Here is a 13,643-nt window from a genome sequence, read left to right on the forward strand (position 1 = left end):
ATGAAGTATTCCCATAAAATAGTACTGTTACGTATTTTGTTAAAATGGGGGAAAAACGGATGAATCATCAAAATTACGGCCAAATGCTCCAGCCATATAATAATTATTATGCACGACCGTTTAGCGCTATTTCAAAGGAATTAGGAAATGTAATGGGGATGGTAAAACAATTAAATGGTTTTGCCGGTTCCTTTCCATTTGGCCCTGGTATGAATGGCTTAGGGGGTTCTAACTTCAGTGGTGGGCCAAGTTTAGGACATCTAAATGGAATTTCTAAACAACTAGGAGGCTTAATGGGAGCAGTTCCATACGGTATGGGTATGGGCGGTCTAGGAGGTTCCGGCTTAGGAAATCTAATGGGTATGGCAAATCAATTAGGAGGGCTTACGGGAGCGTTTCCGTATGGTGGTATCGGTATGAATGGTCTTGGTAGCTCAGGTCTTTGGGGTCCTCTTGGGTTGCTTAGTTTTCCAAATAAAGGTATCGGTAGATTTCCATTCACAGGCATTGGCCCATTAGGGGGGATGCAGGGAGGTCCGCCTGGATTTTTCTTTTAATGGATGCAATGGTGTAAATAATTTAAGATGGAGAGAACCGAAAGGTCTCTTTTTTTTGGGGAATATTATTGAAAAAGAACTATTTTCATGGTAAAGTATACTTTATCTTTATTTTAATATAAATAAGTTAATAATCATAAATATCCAATAATAATATACATTAAAATAGTAAAAATGTCAAGGACTTTGAATATTCAATGTATAAGGGGTAGATTACATGAGTAACGAGTGGGAACAAGAACAGGCAAGAATAGACGAAGTAATTGAAATTATTGGTAAAAATATTGCAAAAATAACTCATGATAATAGTGGGGTAAAGAAAGATATTGTTGAAATTCGCAAAACATTTTGGGATGATGTTACCGTTAATTTTGATGAGCCAGATGATCTTGGCGAGACCTTTACAAGTATTAAACAGCAGGCTGAAATGCTGTCTGAGCGGGAACGGACTCATTATAAAATGGACCAACGGTTAAAAAGCCTTCATAAACTAAAGTACGCTCCTTATTTTGGGCGGTTTGATTTTCATGAGGAGGGAGAGGTAAGTAAAGACATTATTTACATTGGTACTGCGTCTTTAATGGATGAGAATGAGGAGAATTTCCTTATTTATGATTGGCGCGCGCCGATTTCAAGCGTTTATTATGATTATGCTACAGGACCAGCTCGTTTTGAAACGATGGACGGGACGATTCACGGTGAAATTCTTTTAAAAAGACAATTCATCATCAAGGGCGGCACGCTTAAAGGAATGTTTGATACAGGAGTTACAATCGGTGATGAAGTTTTGCAGCAAGTGTTAAGCAATAATGCCAATAATCAAATGAAAAGCATTGTTGCAACAATTCAAAAAGAACAAAATCAAATTATCCGTAATGAACATAGTAAGCTATTATTTGTTCAAGGTGTTGCTGGAAGTGGGAAAACATCGGCTGCCCTACAGCGAATTGCTTATTTGCTGTATCGTTATCGGGGCATGATTCAATCTGACAATATTATGCTATTTTCACCAAATCCGATGTTTAGTCACTATGTTGCTACTGTTCTTCCAGAACTTGGTGAAGATAATATGGAACAAATGACGTTTCAAGCTTACTTAGAAGGTCGGCTTTCGGACAAATATGAGCTTGAAGATGCCTTTTCACAAATGGAATATGTGCTTACAGCTAATCGAGATGAAGAATATGAAGCGAGAATCGAGGGCATTGGTTATAAGGGTAGCTACCAATTTCTTGAGTTAATCCATTCTTATGTTCGTTATTTATCGCAAGAAGGCCTTATTTTCAAAAATATTCGCTTCCGCGGCGATACGCTTATTTCTGCTGAAGAAATAAAAAATTTCTTTTATGCTCTCGATGGAGCAATTTCAATTCCAAATCGCATCGGCCTTACGATGGATTGGTTATTAAAAGAAGTTAGCAAATATGCTCGTAAGGAACGGAAAAAAGATTGGGTCACAGAAGAAATACAGTTTCTAGATCACGATGATTACCAGAAAATATTTAAAAGGCTCCAGAAACAACAGCAATTTACGGAAAACACATTTAATGATTTTGAACAGGAAGAAAGGGAGCTTGCAAAGTTCATTGTCAGCCGTCGTTTGAAATCGATTAGACAAACAATTAAAGGCTTAGGATTTATTGATTTACAAGCTGTATATTGTCAATTGTTCGAGTTATCAAAAGTTACGGGTTTATTTGGGGAAAACAAATTACCTGCCCATTGGTCTGAAATTTGTAGACAGACGATTATAAATACAAAGAAAAAAGCATTATTTTTCGAAGATGCAATCGTCTTCCTTTATTTGCAGGATCAAATTGAAGGGAGAAAGCCAAATACTTCAATCCGTCATTTATTTATTGATGAGGCTCAGGATTATACACCATTCCAATTTGCTTTTTTAAAACAGCTTTTTCCAATGTGTCAAATGACAATTCTCGGAGATTTAAATCAAGCTATTTTTTCCGAAACGATGAATGCTCCTTCTATTTTTTCAGAAGAAATAGAAAGCATAGAAAAAATTGAAACGATTACATTGACAAAAAGCTATCGTTCTACAAAAGAAATTGTTGAGTTTACAAAAAAATTGATTAAAGGTGGAAACTTGATTGAGCCCATCAATCGCTCAGGTAAAAAACCGCAGCTTAAACAAGTGGCTAATTTCGAGATGTTATACTCAGAAATTGCAGAGTGTATTCATCAACTGAAAGAAAACGGAATGCAAACGATTGCCGTTATTTGTAAGACAGAGCAGGAAAGCAAAGAAGTGTATACTAAATTAAGTGAAAAAATCAAAGTCAAAAGAATCGATAAAGAAACGTATTCATTTGAAAAAGGCGTCGTTATCATCCCTGTTTATTTGGCGAAGGGAATTGAATTTGATGCCGTCATCATCCCGGATTGTTCAAAAGCACAATACGCAAAAGAAAGTGAACAAAAGCTTCTTTATACAGCTTGCACAAGGGCTATGCATGAATTGTATTTATTTTACGTTGGTGAAAAAAGCAACTTATTCCATGATATATGTAATGAGTTGTATACAGCAACGAAATAAATGGGCCTTATTGTTGGGAACACGGAGGATGGTTCAATATTACTGAAAAAGTAGCTTTCATAATGCACATAGATTTCAAATATATGGAAATCGGACAATAAGTTTGAAATGGCTCGATTTTTTCAGTGATCTCGGATGGTTCTCACGTTCCCAATAAAGTTATTTTGAATTTAATACGAGGAGAAATATGATGAGTACTATAGACAAGCCATGGTATGATGTATTGGGAAAATTTGACCAAATTGCTCATTCCGCTATACAAGCGTACCCCGCATTATTACAATCAACTGTACAGCTATTAAACTATTCTGAAAATGCGACCTATTTGGTAAAAAACACGGAAACAGATGAAAAATATATTTTGCGTGTAGGCCGCCTTGGCTACAATTCAAAACGAGAAATTGAAAGCGAGCTTGCTTGGCTGCTCTCCATTGCCGAACATTCGTCCATTCATGTTTCATTGCCGATTCTAGCTTGTGATGGGGAATACATACAAGAAATAGTTTTTGAAAACGAACGATATCACTGTATATTATTTACCTTTTTAGCAGGGGATGCCCCAGACGAAAATAACGAAGCGGACTTGATTAAGCAATTTGAGGCTTTAGGTGAAATTACGGCTCACCTTCATGAACATAGTATGAATTTCCGAGAAAATTTAACAACTATTCAACGTCTGTCTTGGGATTACGAAACCATTATCGGGTCAAACGCGAAGTGGGGAAGATGGCAGGATGGATTAGGAATGACAAAGGAGAGAATCGAACTGTTTGAGAAAGTATCAAAACAAATAAAAAACAGACTTGAGCAGTTTGGAAAAGGTCCCGAGCATTACGGGCTCATTCATTCTGATTTACGCCTTGCTAATTTATTAGTTGAAGGTAGGCAGATTAAAGTAATTGATTTTGATGATTGCGGCTATAGTTATTATCTTTATGATTTGGCCGGCTCTTTAAGCTTTATTGAACATAAGCCATATGTCCCCGCCCTCATTCACGCATGGCTCAAAGGGTATCGCAAGGTTCGTGCATTATCAATAGAGGAGGAGCTTGAAATTCCTACTTTTATTATGATGCGAAGGCTGCAATTGATCGCCTGGATTGGCAGTAGAGACAACGATACAACCAGAGAATTAGGAAGTGGTTTTACGGTTGCGACAGACCGTTTAGCGAGAGAGTATTTACAGCATTTTGCAGAAGTAGGTGCCCTTTAAACGTGAATTTAATTAAATATGGTACAATAAAGAAATTAGAGCAATTATTTTTAAATACATATTTGTAAGGATGATGACGATGAACAAAACAGTATTGAATGAAAAGTTTTCAAAAGCAATCGAAACTTGTGCGAGCGAATATGAAAACTATTTTTTAGCCAAATTATTTGATTTGGAATTTCATTATACTGATGAGACTTGTACGGTTGAATTTGAAGTTGAAGATTTCATGCACAACCCACGGCAATTTTTACATGGTGGGGTCATTGCATTTGTATTGGATGTTTCGATGGGCCACCTATGTAAGAGAATAATCGGTGATGCCGTTACCGTCGAAATGAAAATCCAGTATTTTAAAGGGGTACAAGCAGGAAAACTTAGCTGTGAGGCGCAATTCCTAAAAAAAGGTAGAACCATTTCCTTTTTGGAGTCGCGGGTCAAGGATTGTGATGGAAATTTAATCGCAATGGCAACAGGAACATTTGCGAAGGTTTAGTATCTCTTTTATTTTTGATTGTCCGGCATCATGCTAATGAGCCGGATTTTATTGTTTTTTGCTGAAGCTTATTTTACTAAATAGGGCATAATGGAAACGAATTCATAATACATATAACCATAAAATGTTAGTATCATCATGAAAAAATGGGTGATCAGCATGGAAAATACTGAGCAAGAACTAACATTAGTTGAGCATTTATCAGAACTACGGAAGCGGCTCATAATTGTTATTTCTGTTTTTACAGTTTCCCTTACCTTTGGATTTATTTTTTCAAGAAAGCTTTTAAATTATATAAAAACGGCCGCATCCGTAGAAATTGACTGGAATGTATTTGGATTTAGCGACGGATTCCTCATTTATTTCAAATGTGCATTTATTGTTGCATTGTTATTTACTCTACCAGTCTTCCTCTTTGAAACATGGGCTTTTGTTAAACCAGGGCTAACGAAACAAGAATTAAAAGGCACATTGTTTTATGTTCCACTTTCCTTCTTCTTATTTATTGTTGGGGTCACATTTAGCTATTATATTGTGTTTCCGCTTGTTCTAAATTTCATGTCGAACATAAACCAGAGCATTGGGGCAATGGAAACATATGGGATCGCGCAATATTTTACCTTCATGTTCAATGTTGTTTTTCCAATTAGTATTATATTTGAAATGCCTGTTGTCGTCTTATTTCTAACGAAACTAGGAATCTTAGACCCTTATAAGTTAAAAAAAATGAGGAAGCTAGCCTATTTCGTCTTAGTTGTCGTTGGCGTTTCGGTAACACCGCCGGATTTTCTCTCAGACATCTTAATCATCATTCCTCTTATCCTTTTATTTGAGATTAGTATTTTGTGTTCACAATGGTCTATTCAAAAAAAGAATAAGAAAACGGAGGGGTAATGGATGGAAGGAAAAAAAGAAGTACAAAAAAAGTATTCGAGAAGGAGCTTTCTGAAAAACTCTGGCTTCACCATCGGTGGTCTCGCTATCGGTGCAGGCATTACGAGCCAATTTACAAAAACAAAGGAAGTTACAAAGGAAGTACCAGTTGAAAAAATAGTTGAAAACAATGCCAATCGAGCATTGATGTACTTTAGTCCACAACAATATCGAATTGTGGACGCTGCAGCCGAAAGAGTTTTTCCTGAAGATGAAAATGGCCCTGGTGCTAAAAAACTTAATGTTGCTTATTTTATTGACCATCAATTGGCAAGTGCATGGGGAACAAGAGGGAAGGAATATACGATGGGTCCATTTATCAAAGGGGAGGCGACGCAAGGTTATCAAGGGCATTTAAATCGCCAGCAAATTTTTGATATCGGCTTAAAAGGCCTGCATGATCATAGCATGAAAACGTATCAAAAACCTTTTGAAGAATTAGCTCCTGAGCAACAGGATGAGATTTTAATAGCCTTTGAGGCGGATCAAGTTGAATTGAAGGGTGTGACCGCTTCCTATTTCTTTTCCCAATTAAGATCCGTAACGATTGAAGGTGTTTATGCAGACCCAATGTATGGTGGAAACTACCAAATGGAGGGATGGAAAATGAAAAACTACCCTGGACACCAAATGTCTTATACAAAAATCATTGAGGACGCTACATTTCATGTTATTAAGCCTGCAAGTCTAAATTCTCAGCATCAAGGTCATCAACATTAAGATAAAGAGAGGGACGTGATAGTATGGCTAAAGAACTACCAAAAACAGACGTGGTCGTCGTCGGCTTAGGCTGGACAGGTGGCATCGTCGCTGCTGAACTATCAAAGAAGGGCTATAAAGTGGTTGGCTTAGAAAGGGGCAAAGAAAGAAAAACGGAAGATTTCCTGATGGGGCATGATGAGCTTCGCTTTGCTAACCGTTTTGAAATGATGCAAGATTTATCAAAAGAAACAATCACGTTTAGAAATAATACAAAAATGAGAGCGTTGCCAATGCGGCAATATGGTTCTTTTTTATTAGGTGATGGTCTAGGTGGAGCCGGCGCGCACTGGAATGGTATGACCGTCCGCTTCTTACCATACGATTTTGAAATTAAAACAAAAACAATCGAACGCTATGGGAAGAACAAAATCCCTGCTGATATGACACTTCAAGATTGGGGAATTACTTGGGATGAAATCGAGCCGTATTTCGATAAATTTGAACAAATGTGTGGGATTTCAGGTGAGGAAAATCCACTTCATGGAAAACGGTCTAATCCGTATCCAACACCACCTATGAAATCAACGCCGGCTATTAATCTATTTATGGATGGTGCAAAAAAACTAGGTTTACATCCTTATCGACTTCCATCAGCTAATTTATCGGAAAATTATAAAAATCCTGATGGCATTGAACGTGCAGCCTGCCAATATTGCGGCTTTTGTGAGCGATTTGGCTGTGAATTTGGAGCAAAAGCAGATCCAATCGTAACGGTCCTTCCGGTCGCAAAAGAAACAGGTAATTTTGAAATTAGGACCCATGCGAATGCGATGAAAATTTTACACGATGGAAAGAGAGCAACAGGTGTTTTGTATATTGATACAAACACAGGTGAAGAATTTATTCAACCAGCAGAAGTAGTTGCGATAACAAGTTATGCCTTGAATAATGTAAAATTACTGCTCGTTTCGAATATGGGAACAGCTTATAATCCCGATACTGGTCGCGGTGTTGTTGGCAAGAACTATGCTTATCAAACAATGGGCGCCTCTGCAACAGGCTTTTTTGAAAATAAAGAATTTAATCTATACGCTGGTGCTGGAGCGTTAGGTGCGGCATTGGATGATTTCAATGGAGATAATTTTGATCATAGTGATTTGGAGTTCATTCATGGCGGGGTCATCTCTATCACTCAGACAGGAAAACGGCCAATCGCCAATAATTCAACATTAGATGCAGAACGAAATTGGGGAAAAGAGTTTAAACAGCAATCGCTTAAATATTCAAACCGCACGTTGAATATTGGGTCGCAAGGGTCATCAATGCCATACCGCCACCATTATCTTGACTTAGATCCAACATACAAAGATGCCTACGGCAACCCGCTCCTCCGGATTACCTTTGATTTCGAGGAACAAGACCGAAAATTGATTGAGTTTACAGGTACGCAAGCTGGAAAAATCATGGAAGCAATGGGAGCAGATAAAGTTATTACGAGCAACAAAAGAGGGCCTTACAACATTGTGCCTTACCAATCGACTCATAATACTGGTGGCGCGATTATGGGTGCCGAGCCCGAGACAAGTGTATTGAACAATTATCTTCAAATGTGGGACTTCCAAAATGTTTTTATCCCTGGAGCAAGCGCTTTTCCGCATAACTCTGGCTTCAACCCAACTGCAACAGTCGGTGCTCTAGCATACCGAGCAGCAGAGGGGATAGAAAAATATCTTAAACAAGGAGGCTTGTTAGTATAATTCACTTTTAAACAAAGGAGTTGAGTAACGATGATGAATATTGGTGTTCCAGGTTTAATTTTAATCTTGGTCATTGCCTTAATCATATTTGGTCCTGCCAAACTGCCGCAATTAGGAAAAGCCATTGGTGAAACGTTAAGAGAATTTAAATCATCAACAAAAGATATCGTTGATGATGTGACAGATGAATTTAAAATCGAGGATAAGGAAGAAAAAACAAAAGTGAAAGCGTAAAAACAGCACCGCAAATCAAATTTTGCGGTGCTGTTTTTCAAATATAAACGAACTCCAAAGCATTATAACACCAATTAATAACAATCCACTTGTAAAAAAGAGCCCCTCTGTATAATAAGGAAACCTAGAAAGCGTGAGCCACTCAAGCAATCCTTGACCAAACAATAATACTTCATTGAGAAAAAATCCTGTCATAAATTATAATAAAGATAACTCCGAGCCATTGTCCAATGCAGCCGATTATAGCTAGCACGGTACTAGATGTACCTATATCAATCCATGGTATAAAAAGGCAATGAACATGATAGAAGAGGTGATAAAGAGGGTATATGCTAGTGCTTTTGCTTGTTTTTTTTCTAGCATGGTTTGCCAAAATACCGCCAAGAAAATAATAAAAGCCCCTAAAAAAGCCCATCCTAAAATAGCTAAATGGGAATGACCATGCAAAACATTCGTATAAGGAATTGTGCTATTTGGTTGGATAGAGAATAATCGCATCCATAAACCAGATAATGCAATAAGAGTGAAGAAAAAGAATGTAAAATGAATCAAAGCTCTTGGCATATTTAACCTACTCCTTATCGTCGTTCATCATTATCATACTATATTATTTGAATGATTTAAAATAATAATTGGAGGATTTTATGTCAAAACTACCGCATTATTTTATTGCGATTCCGCTCCCAGATTTGTTGAAAGATTATTTTTCAAGCTGGCAAAATGATTTGCAACAAAAATTATCATATAAAGAATGGCCACATCAACAAGACTTGCATATCACCTTAAAGTTTCTAGGTCCGGTGGATTCAGAAGCACTTTTGCAATTGCAAGCTGAGTTAAAAGAAATTGAACAGTTAGAAGTTTTTTCTTTAAATGTTGGAACAATCGGCACGTTTGGAAACCCTAGACAGCCCCGTGTAGTATGGGCTGGGGTTGAAAAAACTAATCAATTGACAATATTACAGCAACGGGTTGAGGAATGCGCCGCTAGAATTGGATTTGCAAAAGAAAACCGAGAATATCGTCCGCACATTACACTTGCAAAAAAATGGACAGGGGACAACGGTATTGAAGGCATGGCTGAGATTAGAAAAGAATATAGGGAAATGCAGAATATGGAGGTCAATGAAGTTATTATTTACCAAGTATTTCCGAATAGAAAACCCAGATATGAAGTTGTTCAAACATATCAACTTGGAAAAGAATGTTTCACACCAATATCAAAAAATATGGTATAGTAAAAGTAATTGATAAAAATCCGTTTTCAAACGGTAGAGGTTCTTAGCTACCCTCTCAAAAAAACTAAGGAGGGACAGCATTCTTTCTTAGGGGTGCTGTTTTTTCTGTTGAAAAAGGAGTTTGGAAAATATGAAAAATGATAAAGCCATCGTCGTCTTTAGCGGTGGGCAGGATAGTACAACATGTTTATTTTGGGCTTTAAAGCAATTTAAAGAAGTAGAAGCCGTTACTTTTGATTACAATCAGCGTCACCGCTTAGAAATAGAAGTGGCTAAAAATATTGCTAAAGAAATTGGTGTGAGACACCATATATTGGATATGTCATTGTTGAATCAGTTAGCACCTAATGCTTTAACGAGAGATGATATTGAAGTAAAAGCTGGTGAAGAAGGCGAACTTCCGAATACCTTTGTACCTGGTAGAAACCTTTTGTTTTTATCGTTTGCAGGGGTGTTAGCAAGCCAGGTCGGTGCAAAGCACATTATTACGGGTGTGTGCGAAACTGATTTTAGCGGCTACCCAGATTGCCGTGATATTTTTGTTAAATCATTAAATGTTACGTTGAATCTTTCAATGGACGAGACGTTTGTAATCCATACACCGTTAATGTGGATCAATAAAGCAGAAACTTGGGAACTAGCTGATGAGCTTGGTGTGTTGGATTTTGTTCGTGAAAAAACGTTAACTTGTTATAACGGCATGATCGCTGATGGCTGTGGCGAATGCCCGGCATGTAAGCTTCGCAAAGCTGGTTTAGATCAATATGTAAACTCTCTTACAGAGGGGGTTGAATAAGATGAAGATGGAAAACAAAATTTTCGGCTTCAGAATTGTTGAGGATCTTCAAAAAATAGATAAAGATATTCATCGCAGCGAGCTAAAATATCATCATAAACGTGTGCTCGTAAGCAAAGAATTCACATTTGATGCAGCCCATCATTTGCACTGTTATGATGGAAAATGTAAAAATCTTCATGGTCATACGTATAAAGTAGTGTTTGGAATAAGCGGCTATGCGAATGAAATTGGCCTTGTTATTGACTTCGGGGATATTAAAGAAATTTGGAAAGAAGAAATTGAAGTATATTTAGATCATCGCTATTTAAATGAAACACTTCCGAAAATGAATACGACCGCAGAAAACATGGTTGTTTGGATTTATGAAAAAATGAAAGAGGCGCTGGAGAAAAGACAAGATAAGTACTTTGGTGCACGGGTTGAATTTGTAAGACTGTATGAAACCCCGACAAGCTATGCGGAAGCGAAAAGGGAGTGGATGGAAGTTGAATAAAATCCCCGTTTTGGAAATATTCGGACCAACTATCCAAGGAGAAGGAGCTGTAATTGGCCGTAAGACAATGTTTGTTCGAACAGCAGGATGTGATTATCATTGCAAATGGTGTGATTCCGCTTTTACATGGAATGGATCGGCTAAAGATGAGATAAAGCAAATGACAACAGCGCAAATATGGGCGAAGCTATTGGAAATAGGTGGGGATTGTTTTGATCATGTTACCATTTCAGGTGGTAATCCAGCTTTACTATCTTCCATTAGTGAATTTGTTAATCTATTGAAGGATAAAGGAATGAAGATTGCCCTTGAAACCCAAGGGTCTAGATGGCAGGAGTGGATGAAAGATATTGATGATTTAACACTTTCTCCAAAACCGCCAAGCTCTGGGATGGAAACTGATTTTGAGATTCTTGATATGATAGTGGAAAATCTTCGTGAAATTAATAATGCAAGTTTAAAAGTCGTTGTATTTGATGACATTGATTTTGACTATGCCATAAGAATTCATGAACGGTATTGTGATGTTCCTTTTTTTCTGCAAGTTGGTAATGATGATACTACAACTGTTAATAATGATTCTTTAACGAAAAAAATGCTAGAAAAATATGAATGGCTTATTCAAAAAGTTGTTGAAAGCCCGAAATTAAATGATGTCAAAGTATTGCCACAGCTCCATGCGCTCGTGTGGGGGAATAAAAGAGGGGTTTAAGAAAACAAAAGCCAAAAAAAGCGCGAAAAGCGCTTTTTTTCTTAATCAAGGCGTTCACCTAAAAAATCATCTCCATATTGTCCGTGTTCGTTTATAGTAGGATGTTCAACCTGAACAGTTACATGCTCAAGACCATATTTATCTTTTAACATGCCGGTAATTGATGAGACAACGGTAAAAGGTTGACTGTCTTTTCTTATGAATACATGTGCTGTTAAGGAATGGTGGTCTGTTGTAACCGTCCATAAATGTAATTCGTGAATATCTTCAACACCTTCAACCGCTCTAATATCCGCACGAATTTCATCAAGATCAAATTTTTCCGGCACTGTTTCCATTAAGATAAGATAAGATTCCCGAATAATTTTTGCACCACCAGTGAAAACAACACCGCCGATGACAATACTGATAATTGGGTCAAAAATCATAAGACCTGTAAAATAAATTAAAATAGCGGAAATAATAACGCCAACAGAATTCAATAAGTCACCAATGAAATGCCAAAGCGCACTTTTAATATTTAGATTATTTTCCTTCTTTGTACTGCGAATTAATACGATTGTAAGGACAATATTTACAATTAGGCCAATAACGGCAACACCCAACATTAATCCCAATTCAATCTCCATTGGATTAATGATTCTTTTAATCCCTTCAATAAATATTCCGATAGCGATGACTGCTAAAGCAAGTCCGTTTAAAAATGATGCTAAAATTTCAAATCGAAGGAAGCCAAACGTATATTTATTATTCGCTTCCCGTGTTGCTAAATAAATAGCAACCATACTTAACCCTAAAGCAAGTACATCGGATAACATATGCGCAGAATCTGATAATAGGGCTAAGGAATTGGATAATATCCCTCCAATAATTTCGACTAATGTGAAAAATAGAGTAAGGATTAAAGTAATCCATAATGTTCTCTTTGATTCATGTTGTTCCTTCACATGATTAAGGTGGTGGTAATCATAACTTTTCATTTTTTTCTTCTCCCTTCATTGCCAATCATACTTCTTGCTAGGCGGGGTTGTCAATTTTAATTGAGAAAATATTTTTACAATTGAGAATAAGAATCATAATGGATATTTGAAATAATAATTAATATAGAGTTTATCAATATATTAAAAAACAATAATTATTACTATTTACGTATCAATTTAGAATATTTTATCAATAATGAGTGAGAAGGGAGGTTTTTTAATGGAATTTTTCATTTTATTAATAATTATTTTTACCTTTGCAATTTTTTGGTCGTTGCTTGATGATGAGGAAAATGAGTATAGGTACGAACCAATCGATAGAATTGAAAATGCGGAAAAAGCTGTTTTTGTATTTAAAAAAAGGAAAATAAAGGATAGCAATAACTAGTTAACATAATGTATATATGGTTTATTATTTAAAAACTTTAGGAAAATTTGCACTTTTTTTAAAATGTATTTGAAAAATTTTGTGGACAGAGGTATAATTCATTCATACATATTCAGATATTTGAATATATATGACCGTTTTAGTTAGGAGGATAAATTTTTGTGGAATGATATGCAACACTTTAAAGCAGAGTTTTTCAAAGCCTTGGCACATCCTTTAAGGATTAAAATTCTTGAATTACTAACGGAAGGGGAGAAAAGTGTTAATGAAATCCAAAGTTGCCTGAATAGTGAAGGCTCAGCTGTATCCCAACAACTTAGTGTGCTTAGGAATAAAAATATAGTCGTTGGTGTAAAAGATGGCAAAAGGGTTGTCTACTCTCTTAGGGATCCAGCAATAAATGAACTGTTAGATGTGGCTAAAGGGATTTTTAACAACCATTTAATTAATACGATTACAATTTTAGAGGAACTAGATGAGCAGCAATCAAGCAATGCATGAACAATGCTTAAATGAAAAAAGTGAACATAAATGCTGGGGGAAAAATAATCTACTATTAGATTTTTTTGCAGATATGTTCTGTGGAG

Annotated in this window: 16 protein-coding genes and 1 riboswitch; of the genes, 14 read left to right on the forward strand and 2 right to left on the reverse strand. The window is 36.5% G+C overall.

The genetic code is table 11. The annotated features are described in order from the left end of the window. Positions 1 to 59 precede the first annotated feature (59 nt). The 8 genes from GX497_16355 (at position 60) to tatA (ending at position 8,446) form a co-directional block, all read left to right on the forward strand. Positions 60 to 557 carry a hypothetical protein gene (locus tag GX497_16355; GenBank protein ID HHY74761.1) on the forward strand — a complete coding sequence of 166 codons (498 nt, stop codon included), beginning with the start codon at positions 60 to 62 and terminating at the stop codon, positions 555 to 557. A gap of 217 nt (positions 558 to 774) precedes the next feature. Next, positions 775 to 3,111, forward strand: a complete 2,337-nt coding sequence (locus GX497_16360) for a UvrD-helicase domain-containing protein (protein HHY74762.1) — start codon at positions 775 to 777, stop codon at positions 3,109 to 3,111. Between the two features lie 187 nt (positions 3,112 to 3,298). After that, positions 3,299 to 4,324, forward strand: a complete 1,026-nt coding sequence (locus GX497_16365; protein ID HHY74763.1) for a phosphotransferase — start codon at positions 3,299 to 3,301, stop codon at positions 4,322 to 4,324. A 79-nt stretch (positions 4,325 to 4,403) separates the two neighbouring features. After that, positions 4,404 to 4,820, forward strand: a complete 417-nt coding sequence (locus GX497_16370) for a PaaI family thioesterase (GenBank protein ID HHY74764.1) — start codon at positions 4,404 to 4,406, stop codon at positions 4,818 to 4,820. A gap of 159 nt (positions 4,821 to 4,979) precedes the next feature. Beyond that, entirely contained in the window at positions 4,980 to 5,714 is a 735-nt protein-coding gene (tatC, locus tag GX497_16375) for a twin-arginine translocase subunit TatC (protein ID HHY74765.1), read from the forward strand. Positions 5,715 to 5,717: 3 nt separating this feature from the next. Next, positions 5,718 to 6,473, forward strand: a complete 756-nt coding sequence (locus GX497_16380) for a gluconate 2-dehydrogenase subunit 3 family protein (GenBank protein ID HHY74766.1) — start codon at positions 5,718 to 5,720, stop codon at positions 6,471 to 6,473. 23 nt (positions 6,474 to 6,496) lie between these two features. Then, positions 6,497 to 8,212 carry a GMC family oxidoreductase gene (locus tag GX497_16385; GenBank protein HHY74767.1) on the forward strand — a complete coding sequence of 572 codons (1,716 nt, stop codon included), beginning with the start codon at positions 6,497 to 6,499 and terminating at the stop codon, positions 8,210 to 8,212. Positions 8,213 to 8,245: 33 nt separating this feature from the next. Continuing rightward, positions 8,246 to 8,446 carry a twin-arginine translocase TatA/TatE family subunit gene (gene tatA, locus GX497_16390; GenBank protein HHY74768.1) on the forward strand — a complete coding sequence of 67 codons (201 nt, stop codon included), beginning with the start codon at positions 8,246 to 8,248 and terminating at the stop codon, positions 8,444 to 8,446. Positions 8,447 to 8,713: 267 nt separating this feature from the next. Here tatA and GX497_16395 read toward each other — a convergent pair whose 3' ends face one another. Then, the gene (locus GX497_16395; protein ID HHY74769.1) at positions 8,714 to 9,010 is read right to left on the reverse strand and encodes a hypothetical protein; all 297 of its coding nucleotides are present in this window, start codon (positions 9,008 to 9,010) and stop codon (positions 8,714 to 8,716) included. A gap of 80 nt (positions 9,011 to 9,090) precedes the next feature. Between GX497_16395 and thpR the strand changes: the two genes are divergently transcribed. The 4 genes from thpR to queE all read left to right on the forward strand — a co-directional run bounded on the left by thpR (position 9,091) and on the right by queE (position 11,688). Continuing rightward, positions 9,091 to 9,684 (forward strand): RNA 2',3'-cyclic phosphodiesterase, encoded by a 594-nt coding sequence (gene thpR, locus GX497_16400; protein ID HHY74770.1) that lies wholly within the window; start codon positions 9,091 to 9,093, stop codon positions 9,682 to 9,684. Positions 9,685 to 9,714: 30 nt separating this feature from the next. Continuing rightward, positions 9,715 to 9,758, forward strand: a riboswitch (PreQ1 riboswitch). A 56-nt stretch (positions 9,759 to 9,814) separates the two neighbouring features. After that, positions 9,815 to 10,480 carry a 7-cyano-7-deazaguanine synthase QueC gene (gene queC / locus GX497_16405; protein ID HHY74771.1) on the forward strand — a complete coding sequence of 222 codons (666 nt, stop codon included), beginning with the start codon at positions 9,815 to 9,817 and terminating at the stop codon, positions 10,478 to 10,480. A gap of 7 nt (positions 10,481 to 10,487) precedes the next feature. Then, complete coding sequence (queD, locus tag GX497_16410; protein ID HHY74772.1) at positions 10,488 to 10,976, forward strand: 6-carboxytetrahydropterin synthase QueD; 489 nt, start codon at positions 10,488 to 10,490, stop codon at positions 10,974 to 10,976. After that, positions 10,969 to 11,688: a 7-carboxy-7-deazaguanine synthase QueE gene (gene queE / locus GX497_16415; GenBank protein ID HHY74773.1), complete on the forward strand. Its 720-nt coding sequence runs from the start codon at positions 10,969 to 10,971 to the stop codon at positions 11,686 to 11,688. The genes queD and queE overlap by 8 nt, the downstream gene beginning before the upstream one ends. Positions 11,689 to 11,729: 41 nt before the next feature. Here queE and GX497_16420 read toward each other — a convergent pair whose 3' ends face one another. After that, positions 11,730 to 12,668: a cation transporter gene (locus GX497_16420; GenBank protein ID HHY74774.1), complete on the reverse strand. Its 939-nt coding sequence runs from the start codon at positions 12,666 to 12,668 to the stop codon at positions 11,730 to 11,732. A 220-nt stretch (positions 12,669 to 12,888) separates the two neighbouring features. Between GX497_16420 and GX497_16425 the strand changes: the two genes are divergently transcribed. Further along, complete coding sequence (locus tag GX497_16425; protein ID HHY74775.1) at positions 12,889 to 13,056, forward strand: hypothetical protein; 168 nt, start codon at positions 12,889 to 12,891, stop codon at positions 13,054 to 13,056. Positions 13,057 to 13,215: 159 nt separating this feature from the next. Then, complete coding sequence (locus GX497_16430; GenBank protein ID HHY74776.1) at positions 13,216 to 13,557, forward strand: winged helix-turn-helix transcriptional regulator; 342 nt, start codon at positions 13,216 to 13,218, stop codon at positions 13,555 to 13,557. Positions 13,558 to 13,643: the final 86 nt, after the last annotated feature.

The organism is Bacillus sp. (in: firmicutes) (genome assembly GCA_012842745.1).
Classification (GTDB): Bacteria; Bacillota; Bacilli; order Bacillales; family Bacillaceae_J; genus Schinkia.